Consider the following 21,470-nt stretch of genomic DNA (forward strand, 5'->3'; position numbering starts at 1 on the left):
TGCGGGTTTTTTGTTATCAAAAAGCGGGATGGCAGCTGGAAGAAGAAAGCACAACAAGCGTGGTTGGTTTTCCATGGGCCATCGAGGCGTCAATAAAATCCTCAAGCGTATGTACCGATTCTGTCACGACCTTTGTCACATAGCTGTACATCCCCGTGATGCGGTGGTTTTCTGCTACATCAGGGTGCGCTTTTGCAAAGGCGGCGTAGTGCTTGCAGCTTTTCGGCTCCATGAGAATGAAAGCGGTGACATGCTTGTTTAGTTTTTCATAACAGATATTCGCGCTGTACCCGGTAATCACTCCTTTGTCTTCCAGCTTCCTGACACGCTCCGCCGCGCTTGGCGAGCTGAGTCCGACAAGCTTTCCCAGCTCAACCATCGTTAATCTGCCATTTCGCTGCAAATGCGAGAGAATCTGAAGGTCTGTATCGTCCATTTGTCTGGCTCCTTTACATATTTAGGCGAATGAATGAAAATTCCTTTGATCGTAAGGTAATGCTGTTGATTTACCTTCATTGTAGCATATGGATGCCGTCTTATTTTTTCTATAATAAAGCCATCAATCAGAGAGGGGGCATCATGTTGCCAGAATTGCAGCGCTCTATTACTTGGATACAAGGGACGGCCTTAACGATTGGGGCGGTTTTAGGATGCGGGATATTAATTCTGCCGTCTGTTACCGCGGATACGGCCGGTCCGGCTTCTTTATTTGTCTGGGTATTCATGTCTTTTTTATCTTTTCTTCTCGTCGGCACGCTGGCACGACTTGTGAAAATCGCGCCCAGCGCGGGAGGAATCACGGCTTATGTGCAGCTGGCTTTTCGAAAAAAAGCCGGAGCGATTTTGGGCTGGATCATGTTAGGTTCCGTTCCGATTGGCGTTCCCATCATCGCTTTGACTGGCGCGCATTACGTCAGTTACGTCACAGAGGCGGCCGATTGGCAGGTTACATCGATTGCTGGTTGTATGCTGGCTATATCTATTTTGCTTCATATGAAAGGGATTCAACTATCAGCAAACATCAGTACACTCGTTATATGTGTCATCGTATTTCTGCTTGTCACTTCTATTGCTGTGTCATTGCCACACGTCACGATAGCAGAATTCAAACCGTTTCTTCCGCATGGCTGGTCTGCCGCGGGATCTGTTTCTGTCATGATTTTTTTCTCTTTTGTAGGCTGGGAAATGATTACCCCGTTGGCTGAGGAATTTCATCGCCCTGAAAAAGATGTCCCGCTCAGCTTGTTTTTGGCAGCGTCTTGTGTGGCAGGGCTGTATATCATGCTGTCATTTGTGACGGTGGGGACTCATTCATATGGAGAGAATGGAGAAATTGCATCGCTTGCCATGCTCATCTCAAAAGGAGCAGGGGAAAGCGGTGTATATGTTACGGTATGTTTAGCGCTGTTTATTACATTCGCCACCATCCATGCCAATATTGCTGGTTTTTCAAGAATGGTGTACGCATTGGCGAGAGAGGGGCACATTCCTGTATATTTTGGAAAACTCAGTGCGACAAAACGTACGCCTATTCGCGTTTTGACAGCGATGGCCGCAGTGTTTGGCTTAGTGCTTGCGGCGCATGGCCTGTTTCAAATCGATTTGACGACTCTGTTGAAAGGGCCGAGCGCGGCTTTTATCGCATCTTACATATGTACAATGGCGGCAGCACTGAAACTGCTGGGCAGGAGAGATATAGGCTGGTGGATGGCGCTCGGGGCATTTGTGGCGTGCGCGGTGATTTATTCATTCAGCGGCTGGGCACTGCTTTATCCAGCAGTGCTGGCAGCTGCAGGATATTTCTATATGAAAACAAAGGGAGGGCATAAAAAAAAGCTTGATCACGTTTCGTGATCAAGCTTTTTCATTTATCCGTTATGCTGGCCGTTATTTCCAGAATCGCTGTGTTGAAACATGTAGGTCATAGGGCAGAAGCGCAAGATTCCCGAACCCGCTTTCATGGCCCCCATAAAGATGTAAAAGAGATGCATTCTGCACCAAGGTTTTTTCGTAAACTTTGCACTGGCGGCTGACATAATCGTCAATCCGCAGGCGATTCTGAACACGGCATTGATGAGACTGATGTTTGGCTTCAAGGAAATCCGCTCCTTTTACTTAAAAAAGTTTTTTAATCGAACCTTCAAAAATTTGTAACGTTTTTATCGTGCGTGATGAGGAAGGATGTGATACCATGAGTCTAATACATGTAAAGGAGAGTATGTGAATGTCCGAACGCACCTTTAACTGGAAAAACAAAGACATCAGGGCACAGGTTGATGTTGTAGACTCAAAGCTGCTTCCAACGCTCCTTTTACGGAATGCTCTCGTCTTAAATCCATATGTAAAACAATGGCTGAAAAAAAACATTTGGATTTATCAGGACCGCATTGTTTATGTGGGTCATGAACTTCCGAATAGAGCCGAAGAAATTCATACGATTGATTGTGAAGGAAAATACATTGTGCCAGGTTATATTGAACCGCACGCACATCCTTTTCAAATATATAATCCCCAAACACTGGCGGAATATGTGTCTCAATACGGAACAACGACATTCGTGAATGATAACTTATTTTTGCTTTTGCAAAGCGGAAAAAAGAAAGCGCTTACGATTTTGAATGAACTCAAAAAGCAGCCTGTCCAGTATTTTTGGTGGTCACGCTATGACCTCCAGACCGAGGTTCTGAACGAGGACCACGTCCTTCCATTTGACGTCAGAAAACAGTGGATTGAACATCCGGATGTGATTCAAGGCGGAGAAATGACCGGATGGCCTCGCCTGGTAGATGGTGATGATTTAATGCTCCACTGTATGCAAGCTACAAAGAAACAGAGAAAACGCATTGAAGGGCATTTTCCCGGCGCTTCTGATAAAACGCTTACAAAAATGAAGCTGTTCGGAGCGGATTGTGATCATGAAGCGATGACAGGTGATGAAGTGATGAGAAGGCTGGAACTGGGCTATTATGTTTCCCTTCGGAACTCTTCCATTCGCCCTGATGTAAGAAAAATCTTGCAGGAGCTGCATGAGAAGGGCTTCCGCTATTATGACCACTTCTTTTTCACGACAGATGGCGCAACCCCGAATTTCTATAAAGGCGGCATGACAAACGAGCTGATTCGCATCGCGTTAGAAGAAGGCGTACCTGCAATCGATGCCTACAATATGGCATCATTTAATATCGCAAAGTATTACCAAATGGATGATTATTTAGGAGTTGTCGGACCGGGCAGACTGGCATCGCTGAACATATTGGAAGATCCGTTAAATCCGAATCCCGTGACTGTTCTGTCAAAAGGGACCATTCTGCGTGAAGACGGCTGTGATTTGAAGGCGTTTACAAAGACGGACTGGCACAAAGGCGGTCTTGTCCCGCTTGAGCTTTCATATGATATGACGATGGATGACTTGCAGTTTTCTATGCCGATGGGCGTGAAAATGCGGAATGCGGTCATTATGGAGCCGTATATGATTGAGATCGACAATTCGATGGAACAGCTCTCGTTTGACCATGATGAAAGTTATTTGACGATGCTCGACAGACACGGGAAATGGCGCGTCAATACGATGATAAAAGGGTTTGCCTCAAGCGTGCAGGGATTTGTAAGCTCCTTTACGACGACGGGCGACATTGTCGCGATTGGAAAAAATAAAGCGGATATGCTGCTCGCTTTTGCCCGCATGAAAGAAATCGGAGGAGGAATTGTTTTAGCGGAGAACGGAAACATTCTGCATGAAATCCCGCTTGCGCTGTGCGGCTGCGCCTCTTCGGAAGCGTATGAAGACGTGCTTGAGAAGGAACAAAAGCTGAGAGATCTTTTGACTGAAAGAGGCTATGAGTTTTGCGATCCTATCTATACGCTGCTCTTTTTACAAAGTACGCACCTTCCGTATATACGCATTACGCCAAGAGGAATCTTCGACGTCATGAAAAAAACTGTACTCTTTCCATCGATAATGCGTTAAAATATAAAAGAGCAGGGAGCCGACATATGAAAAAATGGATGACAGTTTGCGCGCTGTGTTTCGTGTTTTTTCTGCTGGTATCCTGCCAGCAGAAGGATGCTGTCCCGGATACTGCAAAGAAGCTGAAAGCTCCTTTAACGGGGCTAAAGACTGAACAGAAAGTGACTGAACGCCGCCCTGTTGCTGTTGTGGTGAACAATCACCCGAAGGCGAGGCCGCAGTCGGGTCTGTCTAAAGCCGACATTGTTATAGAAGCGCTAGCCGAAGGGCAAATCACAAGATTTCTGGCCATTTTCCAAAGCCAGATGCCTGAAACTGTCGGACCTGTGCGGAGCGCGCGGGAATATTTCGTCACTCTCAGCAATGGCTTTGACAGCATATTTGTCCATCACGGCTGGAGTCCCGGCGCCAAAGAGCAGCTGGAATCCGGAGCTGCCGATTATATGAACGGATTGGATTTTGACGGAAGCTTATTTTGGAGAGCTGATTTCAGCAAACCGCCCCACAATTCCTATACGTCTTATGATTACATAAAAAAGGCGGCAGAACAAAAGGGTTATAAGCTGAAGCAGGAAACAAATCCGCTGCTGTTTCAAACATCAGATGCAAAACCTGCAAATGAATCTTACAATGTTCGGGTAGATTATGGAACAAAAAACGTTACAAATCTTGTCGAATACAACTATGATAAAAAAGCTGAATCTTATACAAGAAGCTCTGATGGTGTCATAACGACAGACCGGGAAACCGGAAAGCCGGTTGCAATGCAAAATATTTTCATTGTTGAAGCCAGCCATCATATTATTGATCAAGATGGAAGGCGGGACATCGACTTGGAATCAGGAGGAAAAGGTCTGTTGTTTCAGCACGGAAACGTCATTGAAACAGACTGGAAACAAGTGAATGGCAGAATTGTGCCGATAAAAGACGGCAAGTGGCTTCCGTTTGTGCCAGGAAAGACTTGGATCAATATCGTACCTGATCTTGATGCGGCTTCCATTAGTAAAGGAGAAGGTGTGTAACGATGCAAATCGATAAATTACGCGGCAAAGAGCTGGACCAGTTATTTAACTCGATCTTATCGCTGAAAGACCTGGAGGAATGTTACCGATTCTTCGATGATCTATGCACAATTAACGAAATTCAATCGCTGGCTCAGCGCCTTGAAGTGGCGCGCATGCTTCGCGAAGGAAACACGTATCATAAGATTGAAACAGAAACAGGCGCTTCCACGGCTACGATTTCCCGTGTGAAACGCTGCTTAAATTACGGGAATGACGCTTATGAAATGGCGCTTGACCGTGTGAAGGAGACGGAAACTGAGTCTTCTTCAAAATAACATAGAACCGCCCTGCCGTTCGGCAAGGGCGGTTTCTTTATGAAACAAATTGATGGATCAGGTTGTCGATATCGATGATACTGCCATCCTCTTTCCGATAGACAACATGCTCCTTGGAAAAGTGAATCGGCGAATTAATCCCTGCTGCGGCTGCGAGGTTAAACAGCCCCTCGCGCAGGGAAATGACGTAGTTGCAGACACGATGCTGTTTTTCCTCAACGCTCAATGCTTTTTGCAATTTCGGATCTGTCGTCGCCACACCTGCCGGACAGGTGTTGGTGTGGCAGACGAGAGCGCGGATGCAGCCAACGGAAAACATCATGCCGCGTGCGATGTTGACAAAGTCAGCGCCGAGGGCTAAGGCGACCGCGATTTTATCAGGAGTCAGGAGCTTTCCGGAAGCAAAGATTTTCAGCTGGCTGCGCAAGCCGTATTGTTTAAGAAGCGTGTCAACAATAGGCAGCGCTGTCATAATCGGAAGGCCGACTGTATCCGCGAGCTCGTAAAAGGAAGCTCCGGTACCGCCTTCACTTCCGTCGATCGTGATAAAATCCGGATGCTTTCCGCTTTTCTGCATATGAGAGAAAAGCTCATGCAATTCTTCAGGATGCCCTGCGACCAGTTTGATGCCGACTGGCTTTTGTCCGACATCTCTAAGTTTTTCAATAAAGTCGAGCATTTCAGGAGGGTTTGAGAATTCATAAAAGCGGTTCGGGCTGTCAATCGACTTTCCAGGTTCGACATTCCGAATGTCTGCCACTTCCTCTGATACTTTGGCGCCGTCCACATGGCCGCCCCGGGTTTTCGCTCCTTGTGCCAGCTTTAGCTCAAACGCTTTAATCTGGTCAATCCTGCTTTTTCTTTTAAATTCCTCCCACGAAAATTCCCCGTTTCTTTTGCGCACGCCGAATAGGCCCGGTCCGATTTGGCAAATGATATCGGCGCCGCCCTTTAAGTGATATTCAGACAATCCCCCTTCACCTGTATTCATCCAGGTGCCGCCTGCCTGATGGAGCCCTTTTGAGAGCGCCGTAACAGCCCGTTCTCCAAGAGAACCGTAGCTCATGGCAGACTGACCGACTAAGCCCTTCACATAAAATGGCTTCTCGCATGTATGCTCGCCAATCACCTGTACATCATCAGGATGGAGAAAATACGGGTCTGCCTTGATATGTTCGGCATGCTCCTTGCGTTTGAACAGATTGTCAGCATCCATTTTATAGATTTGGGTTTCAATTTTTGGCGTTTGATTTACGTGCATTTCTTCCCTTTGTTTTGGAAACATAGCGTTACGGATATAATAGCCAGGTTTATCAAAATCTCTTACAGATCCAAAGCCCATCATTCTGCTTTTGTATTTGCCGGAGATGACGGTTTGCTCATATTCCTTTCGTGAAAAAGGCTGCTCCTCATTGTCATTGCTGTATAAATACTGTCTGAGCTCCGGCCCGATTTTTTCAAGGATATACCGAAACCTTCCGATGACGGGATAGTTGCGAAGAATTGAGTGCTCCTGCTGTTTTTCATCCTTTATGTAGATCCAGGCAAACAAGACGATCGGGATAGCGATGATCCCTATGATAAATGCGATGAGTGCTATTATGATGGTTTCCATCTCTCAGCCTCCCTTTTTATGTAACCATTTCCACAGTTGAACACTTTCCAAACAATAGCAGAAGGAATCTGGTGAAAAATGTGTGCTTCTGCCGATACAGGACTCACCATGCAGGTCTGCCTCCTGCTCTCTTTTTTTATGAAAAAAGAATCAAAACACCTTTTTCAGTGAATAACGAGATTAACGGCTTTTTCCGTTTTTCCGCGCTATGTGAATTTGTTATAATGTTTAAATGGTAACAAACGAATGGAGGAACGTATGACGTGTACGATGTAACAGAGTGGAAGCATGTCTTTAAACTCGATCCAAATAAAGATTTGCCTGACGAACAGCTGGAGATTCTTTGCGAATCAGGAACGGATGCGGTCATTATCGGAGGCAGTGATGGTGTGACAGAGGATAATGTCCTGCGGATGATGTCTAAGGTAAGACGGTTTTTGGTGCCGTGTGTCCTAGAGGTGTCAGCGATTGAAGCGATCGTTCCCGGCTTTGACTTATATTTTATTCCGAGTGTATTAAACAGCAAAAACGCGGATTGGATTGTCGGAATGCACCAGAAAGCCATGAAGGAATACGGAGAACTGATGTCTATGGAAGAAATCGTGGCGGAGGGCTACTGCATCGCAAATCCAGATTGCAAAGCCGCGGCACTGACTGAAGCGGACGCCGATCTGAATATGGATGATATTGTCGCCTATGCGCGTGTGTCGGAGCTGCTGCAACTGCCGATTTTTTATTTAGAATACAGCGGCATGATTGGAGACATAGAAGCTGTCAAGAAAACGAAGGCTGTATTGGAAACGTCAACCTTGTTTTACGGCGGCGGCATCAAGGATGCGGAAACGGCCAAACAGTATGCAGAGCATGCGGACGTGATCGTTGTAGGCAATGCGGTGTATGAAGATTTTGACAGGGCTTTGAAAACAGTAGCGGCTGTGAAAGGCGAGTAGTAAATTGTACGGATTTGGTTTATGATAGAACATATGTTTTGTATAGGCGGGTGAACAAATTTTGAATTATATTAGCAATCAATTACTAAGCGGTTTAAACCCCGTTCAGCAGGAAGCAGTCAAAACAACGGACGGGCCTCTTTTGCTGATGGCGGGAGCGGGAAGCGGAAAGACGCGTGTCCTGACACACAGAATTGCTTATTTAATGGCAGAAAAGCATGTGGCGCCGTGGAACATTCTGGCGATCACATTTACAAATAAAGCGGCACGCGAAATGAAAGAACGTGTAGAAAGCATCCTCGGACCCGGCGCGGACGATATCTGGATTTCCACATTCCACAGCATGTGCGTGCGGATCTTGCGCAGAGATATCGACCGGATTGGGATCAACCGAAATTTCTCCATCCTTGATACGGCTGACCAGCTTTCAGTGATCAAGGGGATTTTGAAGGAGCGCAATCTTGATCCGAAGAAGTTTGACCCGAGAAGCATCCTCGGTACGATCAGCAGTGCGAAAAACGAATTGACCGAACCGGAGGAATTCTCTAAAGTTGCTGGCGGCTACTACGATCAGGTGGTCAGCGATGTATATGCTGATTATCAGAAGAAGCTATTGAAAAACCAGTCGCTCGATTTTGACGATTTGATTATGACGACGATTAAACTGTTTGACCGAGTGCCTGAAGTGCTTGAATTTTATCAGCGCAAATTCCAGTACATCCATGTTGATGAGTATCAGGATACGAACAGGGCGCAATACATGCTCGTTAAGCAGCTTGCCGAGCGTTTCCAGAACCTTTGCGTTGTCGGGGATTCTGATCAGTCAATCTACAGATGGCGCGGCGCGGATATCACCAACATCCTTTCATTTGAAAAAGATTATCCGAATGCAAGCGTGATTTTGCTAGAACAAAACTATCGTTCAACGAAACGGATTTTGCGCGCGGCAAACGAGGTCATTAAAAACAACTCTAACCGTAAACCGAAAAATTTGTGGACGGAAAACGATGAAGGCATCAAAATTTCCTATTATCGCGGTGATAATGAATTCGGTGAAGGGCAGTTTGTGGCCGGTAAAATTCATCAGCTTCACAGCTCAGGCAAGCGGAAACTGTCTGATATCGCCATATTATACCGGACAAACGCGCAGTCCCGTGTGATTGAGGAAACGCTTCTCAAAGCGGGCTTGAACTATAACATTGTCGGCGGCACAAAGTTCTATGACAGAAAAGAAATTAAAGACATTCTTGCGTACCTGCGCCTTGTATCCAATCCGGATGACGATATCAGTTTCACGCGCATTGTCAATGTGCCGAAGCGCGGAGTCGGCGCGACATCACTTGAAAAAATCGCTTCGTATGCGGCCATAAACGGCTTGTCATTTTTCCAAGCGATTCAGCAGGTTGATTTTATCGGCGTCAGTGCCAAAGCGGCAAACGCGCTTGACAGCTTTAGACAGATGATTGAAAACCTGACCAATATGCAGGATTACTTATCCATTACAGAGCTGACAGAAGAAATTCTTGATAAGACGGAATACAGAGAAATGCTGAAGGCTGAGAAATCGATCGAAGCCCAAAGCCGTTTAGAAAATATCGACGAGTTCCTGTCTGTAACGAAAAACTTTGAACAGAAAAGTGAAGACAAGACACTCGTTGCGTTCCTGACAGACTTGGCGTTAATCGCAGATATTGATCAGCTCGATCAGAAGGAGGAAGAGTCAGGCGGCAAGGATGCGATCACCCTGATGACACTGCACGCCGCGAAAGGACTGGAGTTCCCGGTTGTTTTCTTGATGGGGCTTGAAGAAGGCGTCTTCCCGCATAGCCGTTCACTCATGGAGGAAGCGGAAATGGAAGAAGAACGCCGCCTTGCGTACGTTGGGATTACAAGGGCTGAACAGGAGCTTTATCTGACCAATGCTAAAATGCGCACCTTGTTTGGCCGGACAAATATGAACCCGGAATCTCGCTTCATTGCTGAAATACCGGATGATTTATTGGAAAACCTAAATGAGAAAAAAGAAACGAGAGCGACGTCTGCGAGAAAAATGCAGCCGAGACGCGGCCCTGTTTCACGCCCCGTATCCTACGCCAGCAAAACAGGCGGCGACACCTTAAACTGGGCAGTCGGAGATAAGGCGGGCCATAAAAAATGGGGAACAGGAACTGTCGTCAGCGTGAAAGGCGAAGGAGAAGGGACGGAGCTCGATATTGCCTTCCCGAGCCCTGTCGGCGTGAAACGCCTGTTAGCAGCATTTGCTCCTATTGAAAAGCAGTAATCGAAGAGGAAAGGAAGAAGCAGATGGACAAAGAAACAGCGAAGCAGCGGGCAGAAGAACTGCGCCGCACCATCAACAAGTATAGCTATGAATATTACACCCTAGATGAACCGAGCGTCCCTGATGCGGAATATGACAGATTGATGCAGGAGCTGATTGCGATCGAGGAGGAGCACCCAGACCTCAGAACGCCTGATTCTCCTACGCAGCGCGTCGGCGGAGCCGTGCTTGAAGCGTTTCAAAAAGTCACCCACGGCACACCGATGCTCAGTCTGGGCAACGCCTTTAATGCTGATGATCTTCGTGATTTCGACCGCCGTGTGCGCCAAGCCGTCGGCGACGATGTGGCGTATAATGTGGAGCTGAAAATAGACGGTCTTGCTGTTTCTCTCCGTTATGAAGACGGCTATTTTGTCAGAGGAGCCACAAGAGGTGACGGAACGACGGGAGAGGATATTACGGAGAATCTGAAGACGATTCGCAATATCCCGCTCAAAATGAACCGTGAGCTGTCAATCGAAGTGCGCGGCGAGGCGTATATGCCGAAGCGTTCGTTTGAAGCTCTCAATGAGGAACGAATTAAAAATGAGGAAGAACCGTTCGCCAATCCGCGAAATGCCGCGGCGGGATCTCTCAGGCAGCTTGATCCGAAAATTGCAGCGAAACGAAACCTCGATATCTTCGTCTACAGTATAGCGGAGCTTGACGAGATGGGTGTGGAGACGCAAAGCCAAGGGCTTGATTTTCTCGACGAACTCGGATTTAAAACGAATCAGGAACGAAAAAAATGCGGCAGCATAGAAGAAGTCATAGTACTGATCGATGAGTTTCAGGCGAAGCGCGCTGACCTGCCGTACGAAATAGACGGCATTGTCATTAAAGTCGATTCCCTCGATCAGCAGGAGGAGCTAGGTTTTACGGCGAAAAGCCCGCGCTGGGCCATCGCGTATAAGTTTCCTGCTGAAGAGGTCGTGACGAAGCTTCTTGATATCGAATTAAATGTCGGCAGAACGGGTGTGATTACGCCGACCGCGATTCTTGAGCCGGTAAAAGTTGCCGGCACAACGGTCTCAAGAGCATCCCTTCATAACGAAGATTTAATTAAAGAGAAGGACATTCGGATTTTGGATAAGGTTGTCGTCAAAAAAGCGGGCGATATCATCCCGGAAGTTGTGAATGTCCTCGTTGAACAGCGCACAGGAGAAGAAAAGGAATTCAGCATGCCGACGGAATGTCCTGAATGCGGCAGTGAGCTCGTCCGGATCGAAGGAGAAGTGGCGCTTCGCTGCATTAACCCTGAATGTCCGGCGCAAATCCGGGAAGGGCTGATCCATTTCGTTTCCCGCAATGCCATGAACATTGACGGGCTCGGCGAACGAGTGATCACACAGCTGTTTGAGGAAAACCTTGTCCGCAATGTGGCAGATTTATATAAGCTGACGAAGGAACGAGTCATCCAGCTCGAGCGCATGGGTGAAAAGTCCACTGAAAACCTGATCAGCTCCATCCAAAAATCAAAAGAAAATTCGTTAGAGCGTTTGCTGTTTGGGCTTGGCATCCGTTTTATCGGATCAAAGGCTGCAAAGACGCTTGCCATGCATTTTGAAAGCTTGGAGAACCTGAAAAAAGCCTCAAAAGAGGAACTTCTCGCGGTAGATGAAATCGGTGAAAAAATGGCTGACGCGGTCATCACCTATTTTCATAAAGAAGAAATGCTTGAACTCTTGAATGAACTTCAGGAGCTGGGCGTAAACACGCTCTACAAAGGCCCGAAAAAAGTAAAAGCAGAGGACAGCGACTCTTACTTTGCCGGTAAAACAATTGTTCTGACAGGAAAGCTGGAAGAGCTGTCAAGAAACGAAGCCAAAGCGCAAATCGAAGCGCTGGGCGGAAAGCTGACTGGAAGCGTCAGCAAAAACACAGACTTAGTCATCGCCGGAGAAGCGGCGGGAAGCAAGCTGACAAAAGCACAAGAGCTGAACATTGAAGTGTGGAATGAAGAACAGTTAATGGGAGAGCTAAAGAAATAAGAGGAGTGTTTTCTATTGAAAAAGACGTTGGCATTGGCGGCAACGGCGGCAGTATTAATGCTGTCTGCCTGCTCGTCAGGTTTTGGGGGGGAGAAGGAGGAAGAGATTACGCAAAAGACGGCGAAATCATCAGAAAAAGCGATTGTCCCGAAATATAATATCTCTGACTCCTATTACAAAATGGTGCTGCCGTTTAAGGCAGGCAAAGCGCGTGGCTTAACAACGGAACAGCTGAATACTAGGCTGGACATTGACGAGTTTGAAACAGGGCTGATGCGTCTTGCCCAAGATTCTTTCTCGACTGACGATTATCTGTTCCAAGAAGGACAATATTTAGATGAGGATACAGTATTAAGCTGGCTGGCACGGAAAAAAACGGGCTCTGATTTGAAAAAAGCCGAAAAAGAAGATAAAAACTTCAAAAATGAAGGCTTGAACCCGGCGCTCCCAAGCTCTGGTTCAACAGAAGAAAAGAACGAAAGCAGCCCAATTTATTTAGCATCCATGCTTGAGCACGATTATTTAGTCAGAAAAGACAAGAATTCTATCCAGCTTGGCGGCGTCATGATCGGACTGGCGTTAAACTCAGTGTATTACTATCGTGAAAAAACTGGCGACCCGCAAAAAGAAGTGGAAATTAAAGACAGCACGCTTCGCCAGCAGGGAGAAAAAATTGCACAGGAGGTTATTAACCGCCTCCGCAAAAAAGATAATTTGAAGAATGTGCCGATTACCGTCGCGCTTTATAAGCAGGCGTCAAAAACATCGATTGTGCCGGGGAACTTCATCGCCAAAACAGAGGTCAAAGCAGGCTCTACCGATATCTCAAATTGGGATGACATCAATGAAAAATATGTATTCTATCCGGCGGATACAACCACAGCAGAAAAATACCCGGATGACACCGAGGTCTTTAAGCGGTTTAAAAATTCAATTGAAGAATACTTCCCGAACTATACAGGCGTTGTCGGTACAGCGCTGTATGAAAATGATGAAATGAAGAAAATGAAGATTGACATACCAATGCAATTCTACGGAAAAAGTGAAGTTGTCGCGTTTACCCAGTTCTTAACGGGTGAAGTGATGGACTACTACTCTAAGAGCTCAGTTGATGTCGAAGTCAATATCACGTCCTCAGACGGACAGGAAGCGGTCATTATCCGCAATGCCGGAGATAAAGAGCCGACTGTTCACATTTATGACTGACAGAAGACCCTTGTGCCATATTGGCACAAGGGTTTTTATGTTACAATTAACAGGAAAAGGGAAAATGTTTCCACTTCTGCCGAAACACAAATCAAGGGGAGGTATGTTGATGCTGGAAATCGTGTGAAAACAATCATTATCAAATCTATAGCAATGAAAGGATGTTAGACGTGCATAAAGATATCAAAAAAATATTTCATGAAGAGCAGGTTTTGGCAGAAGCTGCAGCGAGATACGGTTTCTCAAAAGATCAGGTGCGTTTTCTGGCTGATGCGGAAAACTATGTATATGAATGTATGAAAGACAATCAACCTTATATATTAAAGATTACCCATACGATTCGGAGATCTTCTGATTATATAATGGGAGAGATGGAATGGCTCCGTCACCTTGCAATAGGGGGAATTTCAGTAGCCAAACCGCTCCCGTCGCTGAACGGAAAAGACGTAGAAGCAGTGCCGGACGGAAACGGCGGGTCATTTTTATTGAGAGTGTATGAGAAAGCGCCGGGGCAAAAAGTGGATGAATCGGACTGGAATGAAACGCTATTTTATGAGCTTGGCAGATACACAGGCAGCATGCACAGCCTGACAAAAAGCTACAAATTGAGCAATCCCGCTTTCAAAAGACAGGAATGGGATGAAGAGGAGCAATTAAAGCTGAGAAAATATGTGCCTGAAGATCAGATAAAGGTGTTTCAGCAAGCCGATTCTTTGATGAATGAACTGCGGAGGCTCCCGAAAAGCCAGGACAGCTACGGCTTGGTGCATGCGGATCTGCACCATGGCAATTTTAACTGGGATCATGGCAAAATCACGGCATTTGATTTTGATGATATCGGCTACAATTGGTTTGTTAACGATATTAGCATTCTTCTCTACAATGTCCTGTGGTATCCTGTTGTGCCATATGATGATAAAGCTGCGTTTACAGAAGAATTTATGACGCATTTTATGAAAGGGTACTGGGAGGAAAATGAGCTTGACCCTGCATGGCTGATGATAATACCTGATTTCCTCCGCCTTCGCCATATGCTGATTTACGGATTGCTGCACCAGATGTTTGACCTTAACACAATAGGAGAAGAGGAAAAAGAAATGCTGGCCGGTTTCAGAAACGATATAGAGAATGGCACGCCGATTACAGCATTTGATTTTTCAGCACTGGTGTAGATAGAAAAAGCCAATGGGATTCCAGTCCCATTGGCTTTTATAATGTATCACACTTCACGCCGACTACGCCTTCAATGGCTTTAATGTCATAGTAGACATCGGTCGTGTATCTGTTTTTATGGACGCGGACCTTCACTTCCATAATTGGAAAATCCTTTTCGCCTAGGTCGTCGATCCGAACGGAGTGTGCTTTGATATCTCTTCTTTTCATTTCTTTTAAAATCTCTGTCATTTTGTCTTTATCAGAAAGTGACATTCTGATGCGGATGTCTTTTTCCTGCAGGCGGTCGGGGCCGATTTTTCTGACCACCCATGGGAGAAATTCCACGCTGATCAGGATGAACAGAAGACTGGCAAACGCTTCTTTATAAAAACCTGCTCCCGTAGCAAGCCCGAGCCCCGCTGCCCCCCAGATCATGGCCGATGTTGTCAGGCCGGAAATGACATCATTGCTTTTTCGCAGGATGACACCGGCTCCGATAAACCCGACGCCGGAGATGATTTGTGCCGGCAGACGAAGCGGATCCATCATGATGCGGTAGTATTTAGGGAAATGATATGCCGCATTAATACTGACGATCGTCAGCATGCATGAGCTGACTGCGATGACAATACAGGTTTTTAATCCGAGCGGCTTATTTTTTAATTCGCGTTCAAGCCCGATGACCATGCCAATCAATGTGGCAATGCCCAATTTCAATAAAATATCAGGATCAATATACCAGCTCAACAGCAACTTCCCCCTTCTCTATGGTGTTTTTAAATAAATATGATTTTCTCACAGTATTTATAGCAAAACAAGAGCACAAAAGCCACCAAGCTGCGCTTGATGGCTTATTGCTTACTTTTTGCGTTTTAACAGCTTTTCCATGACACCGAATAATCGGTAAGAGGCTTTTGCAGGACGTTTTGTGATCATGCTGACAATGATGCCGGCAATCATACTGAGAATAAACCCAGGGATGATTTCGTACACACCGGTTGATTTTGCCAGGCCGGTTGTAATCCAGATCAACACGGTCGCAGCCCCGACAATCATGGCAGCAAGCGCGCCCCATTCGTTCATTCGCTTCCAATATAGACTGAGCAGAATCGCAGGTCCGAAAGCTGAACCGAAGCCGGCCCAAGCGTATCCGACCAAATCAAGAATGGTGCTGTTCGGGTTCAATGACAAGAGTACCGCGATAACGGCAATGACTAAGACGGACAATCGCCCGATCATGACCAATTCTTTATCAGAAGCTTTTCGTCTGAAAAATGACCGGTATAAATCCTCTGTTACAGCACTTGCTGTGACCAAGAGCTGCGAGGAGATGGAACTCATGATTGCAGCCAAAATAGCTGACAATAAGAACCCTGTAATTAATGGGTGGAACAAGATTTTAGAGAAGATAATGAAAATCATCTCCGGATCTTTTACAGCAACTCCGAATTTATGGGCGTATGCAACACCGATTAAACCCGTCAGCACGGAACCTAGAACTGTAATGATCATCCAGCTCATGCCGATTCGGCGTGCAGGTTTTAAATCTTTAATGTCTTTAATGGCCATAAATCGGACGATGATATGAGGCTGGCCGTAGTAGCCCAACCCCCAGGCTAAATAGGAAATAATGCTAATGACGCTCGCGCCTTTAAAAATATCCAATAAATGTGGATTAACAGCGTCGATTTCATGGAAAGTCGGAGCAACGCCGCCCACATGGGTAAAAGCAACGATCGGCACAAGCACTAGTGCTGCAAACATGATCGCACCCTGCACGAAGTCAGTCAGACTGACAGCAAGGAAACCGCCAAACAGTGTGTATAACACGACAACTGCAGTGGTCAGAAACAAGCCTAATTTGTAATCCGCACCAAAAGCAGATTCAAACAGCCGTCCGCCAGATACCATACCGGAAGAGGTATATAATGTGAAAAAGATCATGATGATCAATGCAGATACGATTTTCAGCAGTGATGAAGAATGCTGGAATCGTTTATCAAAGAAATCAGGAATTGTAATCGCATCATCCGCCGCTTCTGTATAAGCACGCAGCCTTGGAGCCAGCAGCAAGTAATTTGAGTACGCCCCGATTGTAAGACCTAAAGCAAGCCATAAGGTGGACAGCCCTGTCGCAAACATCGCGCCGGGAACACCCATCAGCATCCATCCGCTCATATCGGCCGCACCGGCAGACAAAGCAGTAACGAATGGTCCGAGGCCTCTTCCTCCAAGCATGTAATCATTGATGTCAGTGGTTTTCTTGAATGCATACCAGCCGATTAACAGCATGGCAATAAAGTAAATTCCTAAAGATATAATAATTTCAATACTCACGTTTTACCCTCTCTTCATTTCTAATAATGTTGCATCACCTCTCAAATTGATGGTGCCAGTTAAGCAGCCTGGCGTAAGTGCAAAACAAAAGAAATTCTTTTGCGGGTGCACTTGGTAACTTAACCTAACAAAGTATTCCCGGCCATTCAAGCGATGAAACATTGATCATGAGCGAGAAATACCGTTGCAAACCTAGAAGGGAATAAAGAATAAAACGCTTTCAAAAAATAATTAAAGTAAAAATATTCAGAAAAATATTTCGTTTCTCCTTCGCCTCATTTTAGTATAAAATATATAGGGTATTGTTTCGAAAACACAGGCCTGTCTTAAGGCGTTTTGTTGCTTTAAAGGGCTTGTTTTTGATATGATCAGTATTATATGACTTAACGGAGAAATATGTGGAGGTGGATCATATGTCACGAATTTCAATAGAAGAAGTAAAGCACGTTGCGCACCTTGCAAGACTTGCAATTACTGAAGAAGAAGCAAAAATGTTCACTGAACAGCTCGACAGTATCATTTCATTTGCCGAGGAGCTTAATGAGGTTAACACAGACAATGTGGAGCCTACAACTCACGTGCTGAAAATGAAAAATGTCATGAGAGAAGATGAAGCGGGTAAAGGTCTTCCGGTTGAGGATGTCATGAAAAATGCGCCTGACCATAAAGACGGCTATATTCGTGTGCCATCAATTCTGGACTAAAGGAGGGACACAAGAATGTCATTATTTGATCATAAAATCACAGAATTAAAACAGCTCATACATAAAAAAGAAATTAAGATTTCTGATCTGGTTGATGAATCTTATAAACGCATCCAAGCGGTTGATGATAAGGTACAAGCCTTTTTGGCATTAGATGAAGAAAGAGCGCGCGCATACGCGAAGGAGCTTGATGAGGCGGTTGACGGGCGTTCTGAGCACGGTCTTCTTTTCGGTATGCCGATCGGCGTAAAAGATAATATCGTAACAAAAGGGCTGCGCACAACATGCTCCAGCAAAATTCTCGAAAACTTTGATCCGATCTATGACGCTACTGTCGTTCAGCGCCTTCAAGACGCTGAAGCGGTCACAATCGGAAAATTGAACATGGACGAATTCGCCATGGGATCATCTACCGAAAACTCAGCTTACAAGCTGACGAAAAACCCTTGGAACTTAGAAACAGTTCCCGGCGGTTCAAGCGGCGGATCTGCGGCTGCGGTTGCTGCGGGAGAAGTTCCGTTTTCTCTTGGATCTGACACAGGCGGCTCCATCCGTCAGCCGGCATCTTTCTGCGGCGTTGTCGGATTAAAACCTACATACGGACGTGTATCTCGTTACGGCCTGGTCGCATTTGCGTCTTCATTAGACCAAATCGGACCGATTACACGTACGGTTGAGGATAACGCGTTTTTACTTCAAGCGATTTCCGGCGTAGACAAAATGGACTCCACGAGTGCAAATGTGGACGTGCCTGATTTTCTTTCTTCATTAACTGGCGACATCAAAGGGCTGAAAATCGCCGTTCCGAAAGAATACCTTGGTGAAGGTGTCGGCAAAGAAGCGAGAGAATCTGTCCTGGCAGCGCTAAAAGTCCTTGAAGGCCTCGGCGCTACATGGGAAGAAGTGTCTCTTCCGCACAGTAAATACGCGCTTGCGACATATTACCTGCTGTCATCTTCTGAAGCGTCAGCGAACCTTGCACGCTTTGACGGCATCCGCTACGGCTACCGCACAGACAATGCGGATAACCTGATCGATCTTTACAAGCAAACGCGTGCTGAAGGTTTCGGAAATGAAGTCAAACGCCGCATCATGCTCGGAACGTTTGCTTTAAGCTCAGGCTACTACGATGCGTACTACAAAAAAGCGCAAAAAGTGCGTACGTTGATTAAGAAGGATTTCGAGGACGTATTTGAAAAATATGATGTTATTGTTGGACCGACTACACCGACACCTGCGTTTAAAATCGGTGAAAACACGAAGGATCCGCTCACAATGTACGCAAACGATATCTTAACGATTCCGGTCAACCTTGCCGGCGTACCGGGAATCAGCGTGCCATGCGGATTAGCAGACGGACTTCCGCTCGGCCTGCAAATCATCGGAAAACACTTTGATGAAAGCACTGTATACCGCGTTGCTCATGCATTTGAACAAGCGACAGACCATCATAAAGCAAAACCTGAACTGTAAGGGGTGAAAAGAATTGAACTTTGAAACGGTAATCGGACTTGAAGTCCACGTTGAGTTAAAAACAAAATCAAAAATTTTCTCAAGCTCTCCAACGCCATTCGGCGCGGAGGCGAATACGCAGACAAGCGTTATTGACCTCGGATATCCGGGCGTCCTGCCTGTTCTGAACAAAGAAGCCGTTGAATTCGCAATGAAAGCCGCTATGGCGCTCAACTGTGAGATCGCAACGGATACGAAGTTTGACCGCAAAAACTATTTCTATCCTGACAACCCGAAAGCGTATCAGATTTCTCAATTTGATAAGCCAATCGGCGAAAACGGCTGGATCGAAATTGAAGTCGGCGGAAAAACAAAACGCATCGGCATCACGCGCCTTCACCTTGAAGAAGATGCCGGAAAACTGACGCATACGGGCGACGGCTATTCTCTTGTTGACTTCAACCGCCAAGGAACGCCGCTTGTTGAGATCGTATCAGAGCCGGATATCCGCACGCCGGAAGAAGCGTACGCGTATCTTGAAAAGCTGAAATCCATCATCCAGTATACAGGCGTTTCTGACTGTAAAATGGAAGAAGGCTCACTTCGCTGTGACGCCAATATCTCTCTTCGTCCGATCGGCCAAGAGGAATTCGGCACAAAAACAGAATTGAAAAACTTGAACTCCTTTGCGTTTGTTCAAAAAGGCCTTGAGCATGAAGAAAAACGCCAGGAGCAGGTTCTTCTTTCCGGCGGCGTCATCCAGCAAGAAACTCGCCGTTATGATGAAGCAACGAAGAAAACCATTCTTATGCGTGTCAAAGAGGGATCTGACGACTACCGTTACTTCCCAGAGCCGGATCTAGTCGAGCTCTACATTGATGATGAATGGAAGGAACGCGTAAAAGCAAGCATTCCTGAGCTTCCGGATGAGCGCCGCAAGCGTTATATCGAAGAGCTTGGCTTGCCTGCATATGACGCGATGGTTCTGACGCTGACAAAAGAAATGGCTGATTTCTTCGAAGAAACCGTTCAAAAAGGCGCTGAAGCCAAACAAGCGTCTAACTGGCTGATGGGTGAAGTGTCAGCTTACCTAAACGCTGAGCAAAAAGAGCTTGCCGATGTTGCCCTGACACCTGAAGGCCTTGCCGGCATGATCAAATTGATTGAAAAAGGAACCATTTCTTCTAAGATCGCGAAGAAAGTGTTTAAAGAATTGATTGAAAAAGGCGGCGACGCTGAGAAGATTGTGAAAGAGAAAGGCCTTGTTCAGATTTCTGACGAAGGCGTGCTTCTGAAGCTTGTCACTGAGGCGCTTGACAACAATCCTCAATCAATCGAAGACTTTAAAAACGGAAAAGACCGCGCGATCGGCTTCCTAGTCGGACAGATTATGAAAGCGTCCAAAGGACAAGCCAACCCGCCGATGGTCAACAAAATTCTGCTTGAAGAAATTAAAAAACGCTAATAAAAAAGCAGCCCTTAGAGGCTGCTTTTTTTATGGTCAAATTGAGATAAAGACAGAGATGAGGGCCCGAAGCCTTTCAACTTCTTTGTCGTTGGTTCCGGTCAAATTGGACAGCATGCCTTTAATAATCGGCTTGCGCGGTTTATCCTGAGTCAATTCTTCCTCGATAACATCAAGTGACACGGTGATATCCTCGGGCAGCGTGCTGTTTTCTTTCACTTTCTGAATGTCCTCAAGCAGCTGGTCTTTTCCCGCAGGCATCGGGTTGAAAATGTCTTTTGATACAATCGGATTGAGTGCAGAACGGCTCAGCCCCTGTACAAGATCATCCAGTCTCTCAATAATAAAGGCTGAGATTTCTTCTGCATCGATATTAAGCTCACCGTTAAATACCATCACGTTCATATAGGAATGCACAATGCCTCTTGCCATGATGGACAGATCTGCGACATACCGCTCGATTCCTTCGCCATAGGATACCAGCAAGGCGTTCCGGTACAGCTTATCCGTCTCCATGGTTACTTTGTAAAAGTATTGCTTGATTTCTTGATTTTCCGGAATGATATTTTCGGTAAGCAAAAGAACGATAAAATCTTTATGATCGCGAAAATCCTCAAATTGAGCGCCAATTTGCTTTTTTAACACTTCCTTAGGGGGCTTTCCGGCGAGATCTTCTTCTATATTTTTCATTTTGTTCATAGACATACCGATATAATATTCACAGGCAGATAACAGCAGCGCTTCTTTCGATTTGAAGTGCAAATAAAAAGCGCCCTTCGAAATGCCGCATTCACTGGCGATTTCTTGGATCGTCGTAGCTGCGAATCCTTTTTTCGCAAATAAACGAATGCTGGTTTTTATGATTCTCTCTTTTTTTTCATTCATGACGTGCTTCCCCTTAATCCTTGAAAAATTTAGTAAAATTTTCTGGTATATGAGTTGACGTTGTTGCGTTATAACGTTTAGTAT

General features: G+C 45.9%; 17 protein-coding genes and 1 pseudogene. 12 read left to right on the forward strand and 6 right to left on the reverse strand.

The window, feature by feature from the left end; genetic code table 11:
- Nucleotides 1-16: 16 nt before the first annotated feature.
- On the reverse strand, nt 17-436 hold the full coding sequence (locus NST79_RS03660; protein ID WP_024572877.1) for an Lrp/AsnC family transcriptional regulator: 420 nt from the start codon (nt 434-436) through the stop codon (nt 17-19).
- A gap of 143 nt (nt 437-579) precedes the next feature.
- Between NST79_RS03660 and NST79_RS03665 the strand changes: the two genes are divergently transcribed.
- The gene (locus NST79_RS03665; RefSeq protein ID WP_116316338.1) at nt 580-1,854 is read left to right on the forward strand and encodes an amino acid permease; all 1,275 of its coding nucleotides are present in this window, start codon (nt 580-582) and stop codon (nt 1,852-1,854) included.
- Nucleotides 1,855-1,868: 14 nt separating this feature from the next.
- Here the strand turns inward: NST79_RS03665 and NST79_RS03670 are convergent, their stop codons facing one another.
- Entirely contained in the window at nt 1,869-2,096 is a 228-nt protein-coding gene (locus NST79_RS03670; RefSeq protein WP_032726724.1) for a DUF2892 domain-containing protein, read from the reverse strand.
- Nucleotides 2,097-2,224: 128 nt separating this feature from the next.
- Between NST79_RS03670 and NST79_RS03675 the strand changes: the two genes are divergently transcribed.
- From NST79_RS03675 to NST79_RS03685, 3 genes are read left to right on the forward strand one after another with little or no spacing between them, the layout of a single operon-like run.
- A complete protein-coding gene (locus tag NST79_RS03675; RefSeq protein ID WP_032726723.1) occupies nt 2,225-3,967 on the forward strand; it encodes an adenine deaminase in 1,743 nt (580 codons plus the stop codon).
- A 26-nt stretch (nt 3,968-3,993) separates the two neighbouring features.
- Nucleotides 3,994-4,989, forward strand: coding sequence for a DUF3048 domain-containing protein (locus NST79_RS03680; protein ID WP_033883873.1), 996 nt, complete (start codon nt 3,994-3,996; stop codon nt 4,987-4,989).
- A gap of 2 nt (nt 4,990-4,991) precedes the next feature.
- On the forward strand, nt 4,992-5,306 hold the full coding sequence (locus NST79_RS03685; RefSeq protein ID WP_003219429.1) for a YerC/YecD family TrpR-related protein: 315 nt from the start codon (nt 4,992-4,994) through the stop codon (nt 5,304-5,306).
- 37 nt (nt 5,307-5,343) lie between these two features.
- Here the strand turns inward: NST79_RS03685 and NST79_RS03690 are convergent, their stop codons facing one another.
- Nucleotides 5,344-6,921 (reverse strand): FMN-binding glutamate synthase family protein, encoded by a 1,578-nt coding sequence (locus NST79_RS03690; RefSeq protein WP_015252644.1) that lies wholly within the window; start codon nt 6,919-6,921, stop codon nt 5,344-5,346.
- A gap of 263 nt (nt 6,922-7,184) precedes the next feature.
- Between NST79_RS03690 and NST79_RS03695 the strand changes: the two genes are divergently transcribed.
- The 5 genes from NST79_RS03695 (at nt 7,185) to NST79_RS03715 (ending at nt 14,560) form a co-directional block, all read left to right on the forward strand.
- Complete coding sequence (locus NST79_RS03695; RefSeq protein WP_015252643.1) at nt 7,185-7,871, forward strand: heptaprenylglyceryl phosphate synthase; 687 nt, start codon at nt 7,185-7,187, stop codon at nt 7,869-7,871.
- 61 nt (nt 7,872-7,932) lie between these two features.
- The gene (pcrA, locus tag NST79_RS03700; protein ID WP_015383008.1) at nt 7,933-10,152 is read left to right on the forward strand and encodes a DNA helicase PcrA; all 2,220 of its coding nucleotides are present in this window, start codon (nt 7,933-7,935) and stop codon (nt 10,150-10,152) included.
- Nucleotides 10,153-10,175: 23 nt separating this feature from the next.
- Nucleotides 10,176-12,182, forward strand: a complete 2,007-nt coding sequence (gene ligA, locus NST79_RS03705) for an NAD-dependent DNA ligase LigA (RefSeq protein WP_015252641.1) — start codon at nt 10,176-10,178, stop codon at nt 12,180-12,182.
- Nucleotides 12,183-12,197: 15 nt separating this feature from the next.
- Entirely contained in the window at nt 12,198-13,388 is a 1,191-nt protein-coding gene (locus NST79_RS03710) for a CamS family sex pheromone protein (RefSeq protein WP_003242795.1), read from the forward strand.
- 161 nt (nt 13,389-13,549) lie between these two features.
- Entirely contained in the window at nt 13,550-14,560 is a 1,011-nt protein-coding gene (locus NST79_RS03715; protein WP_015252640.1) for a phosphotransferase enzyme family protein, read from the forward strand.
- A 37-nt stretch (nt 14,561-14,597) separates the two neighbouring features.
- On the opposite strand, the gene NST79_RS03720 is transcribed toward NST79_RS03715, so the two are convergent.
- Together NST79_RS03720 and opuE are read right to left on the reverse strand one after the other, a co-directional pair.
- Nucleotides 14,598-15,296 carry an MgtC/SapB family protein gene (locus NST79_RS03720; protein WP_010886431.1) on the reverse strand — a complete coding sequence of 233 codons (699 nt, stop codon included), beginning with the start codon at nt 15,294-15,296 and terminating at the stop codon, nt 14,598-14,600.
- Between the two features lie 105 nt (nt 15,297-15,401).
- A complete protein-coding gene (gene opuE, locus NST79_RS03725; RefSeq protein ID WP_003242814.1) occupies nt 15,402-16,880 on the reverse strand; it encodes a proline transporter OpuE in 1,479 nt (492 codons plus the stop codon).
- Nucleotides 16,881-17,293: 413 nt separating this feature from the next.
- Here opuE and gatC point away from each other — a divergent pair, with 413 nt between their 5' ends.
- The 3 genes from gatC to gatB are packed head-to-tail and all read left to right on the forward strand — an operon-like array spanning nt 17,294 to nt 20,501.
- Nucleotides 17,294-17,584, forward strand: a complete 291-nt coding sequence (gene gatC, locus NST79_RS03730; RefSeq protein WP_003219442.1) for an Asp-tRNA(Asn)/Glu-tRNA(Gln) amidotransferase subunit GatC — start codon at nt 17,294-17,296, stop codon at nt 17,582-17,584.
- A 15-nt stretch (nt 17,585-17,599) separates the two neighbouring features.
- Nucleotides 17,600-19,057, forward strand: a complete 1,458-nt coding sequence (gene gatA, locus NST79_RS03735; RefSeq protein ID WP_003233901.1) for an Asp-tRNA(Asn)/Glu-tRNA(Gln) amidotransferase subunit GatA — start codon at nt 17,600-17,602, stop codon at nt 19,055-19,057.
- A gap of 13 nt (nt 19,058-19,070) precedes the next feature.
- A complete protein-coding gene (gene gatB / locus NST79_RS03740; protein ID WP_003219444.1) occupies nt 19,071-20,501 on the forward strand; it encodes an Asp-tRNA(Asn)/Glu-tRNA(Gln) amidotransferase subunit GatB in 1,431 nt (476 codons plus the stop codon).
- Between the two features lie 14 nt (nt 20,502-20,515).
- Here gatB and NST79_RS03745 read toward each other — a convergent pair.
- Nucleotides 20,516-21,386, reverse strand: a pseudogene (locus NST79_RS03745) (TetR/AcrR family transcriptional regulator).
- Between the last annotated feature and the right edge of the window lie 84 nt (nt 21,387-21,470).

It is taken from the genome of Bacillus sp. PS196, assembly GCF_037963555.1.
Lineage (GTDB): Bacteria > Bacillota > Bacilli > Bacillales > Bacillaceae > Bacillus > Bacillus subtilis.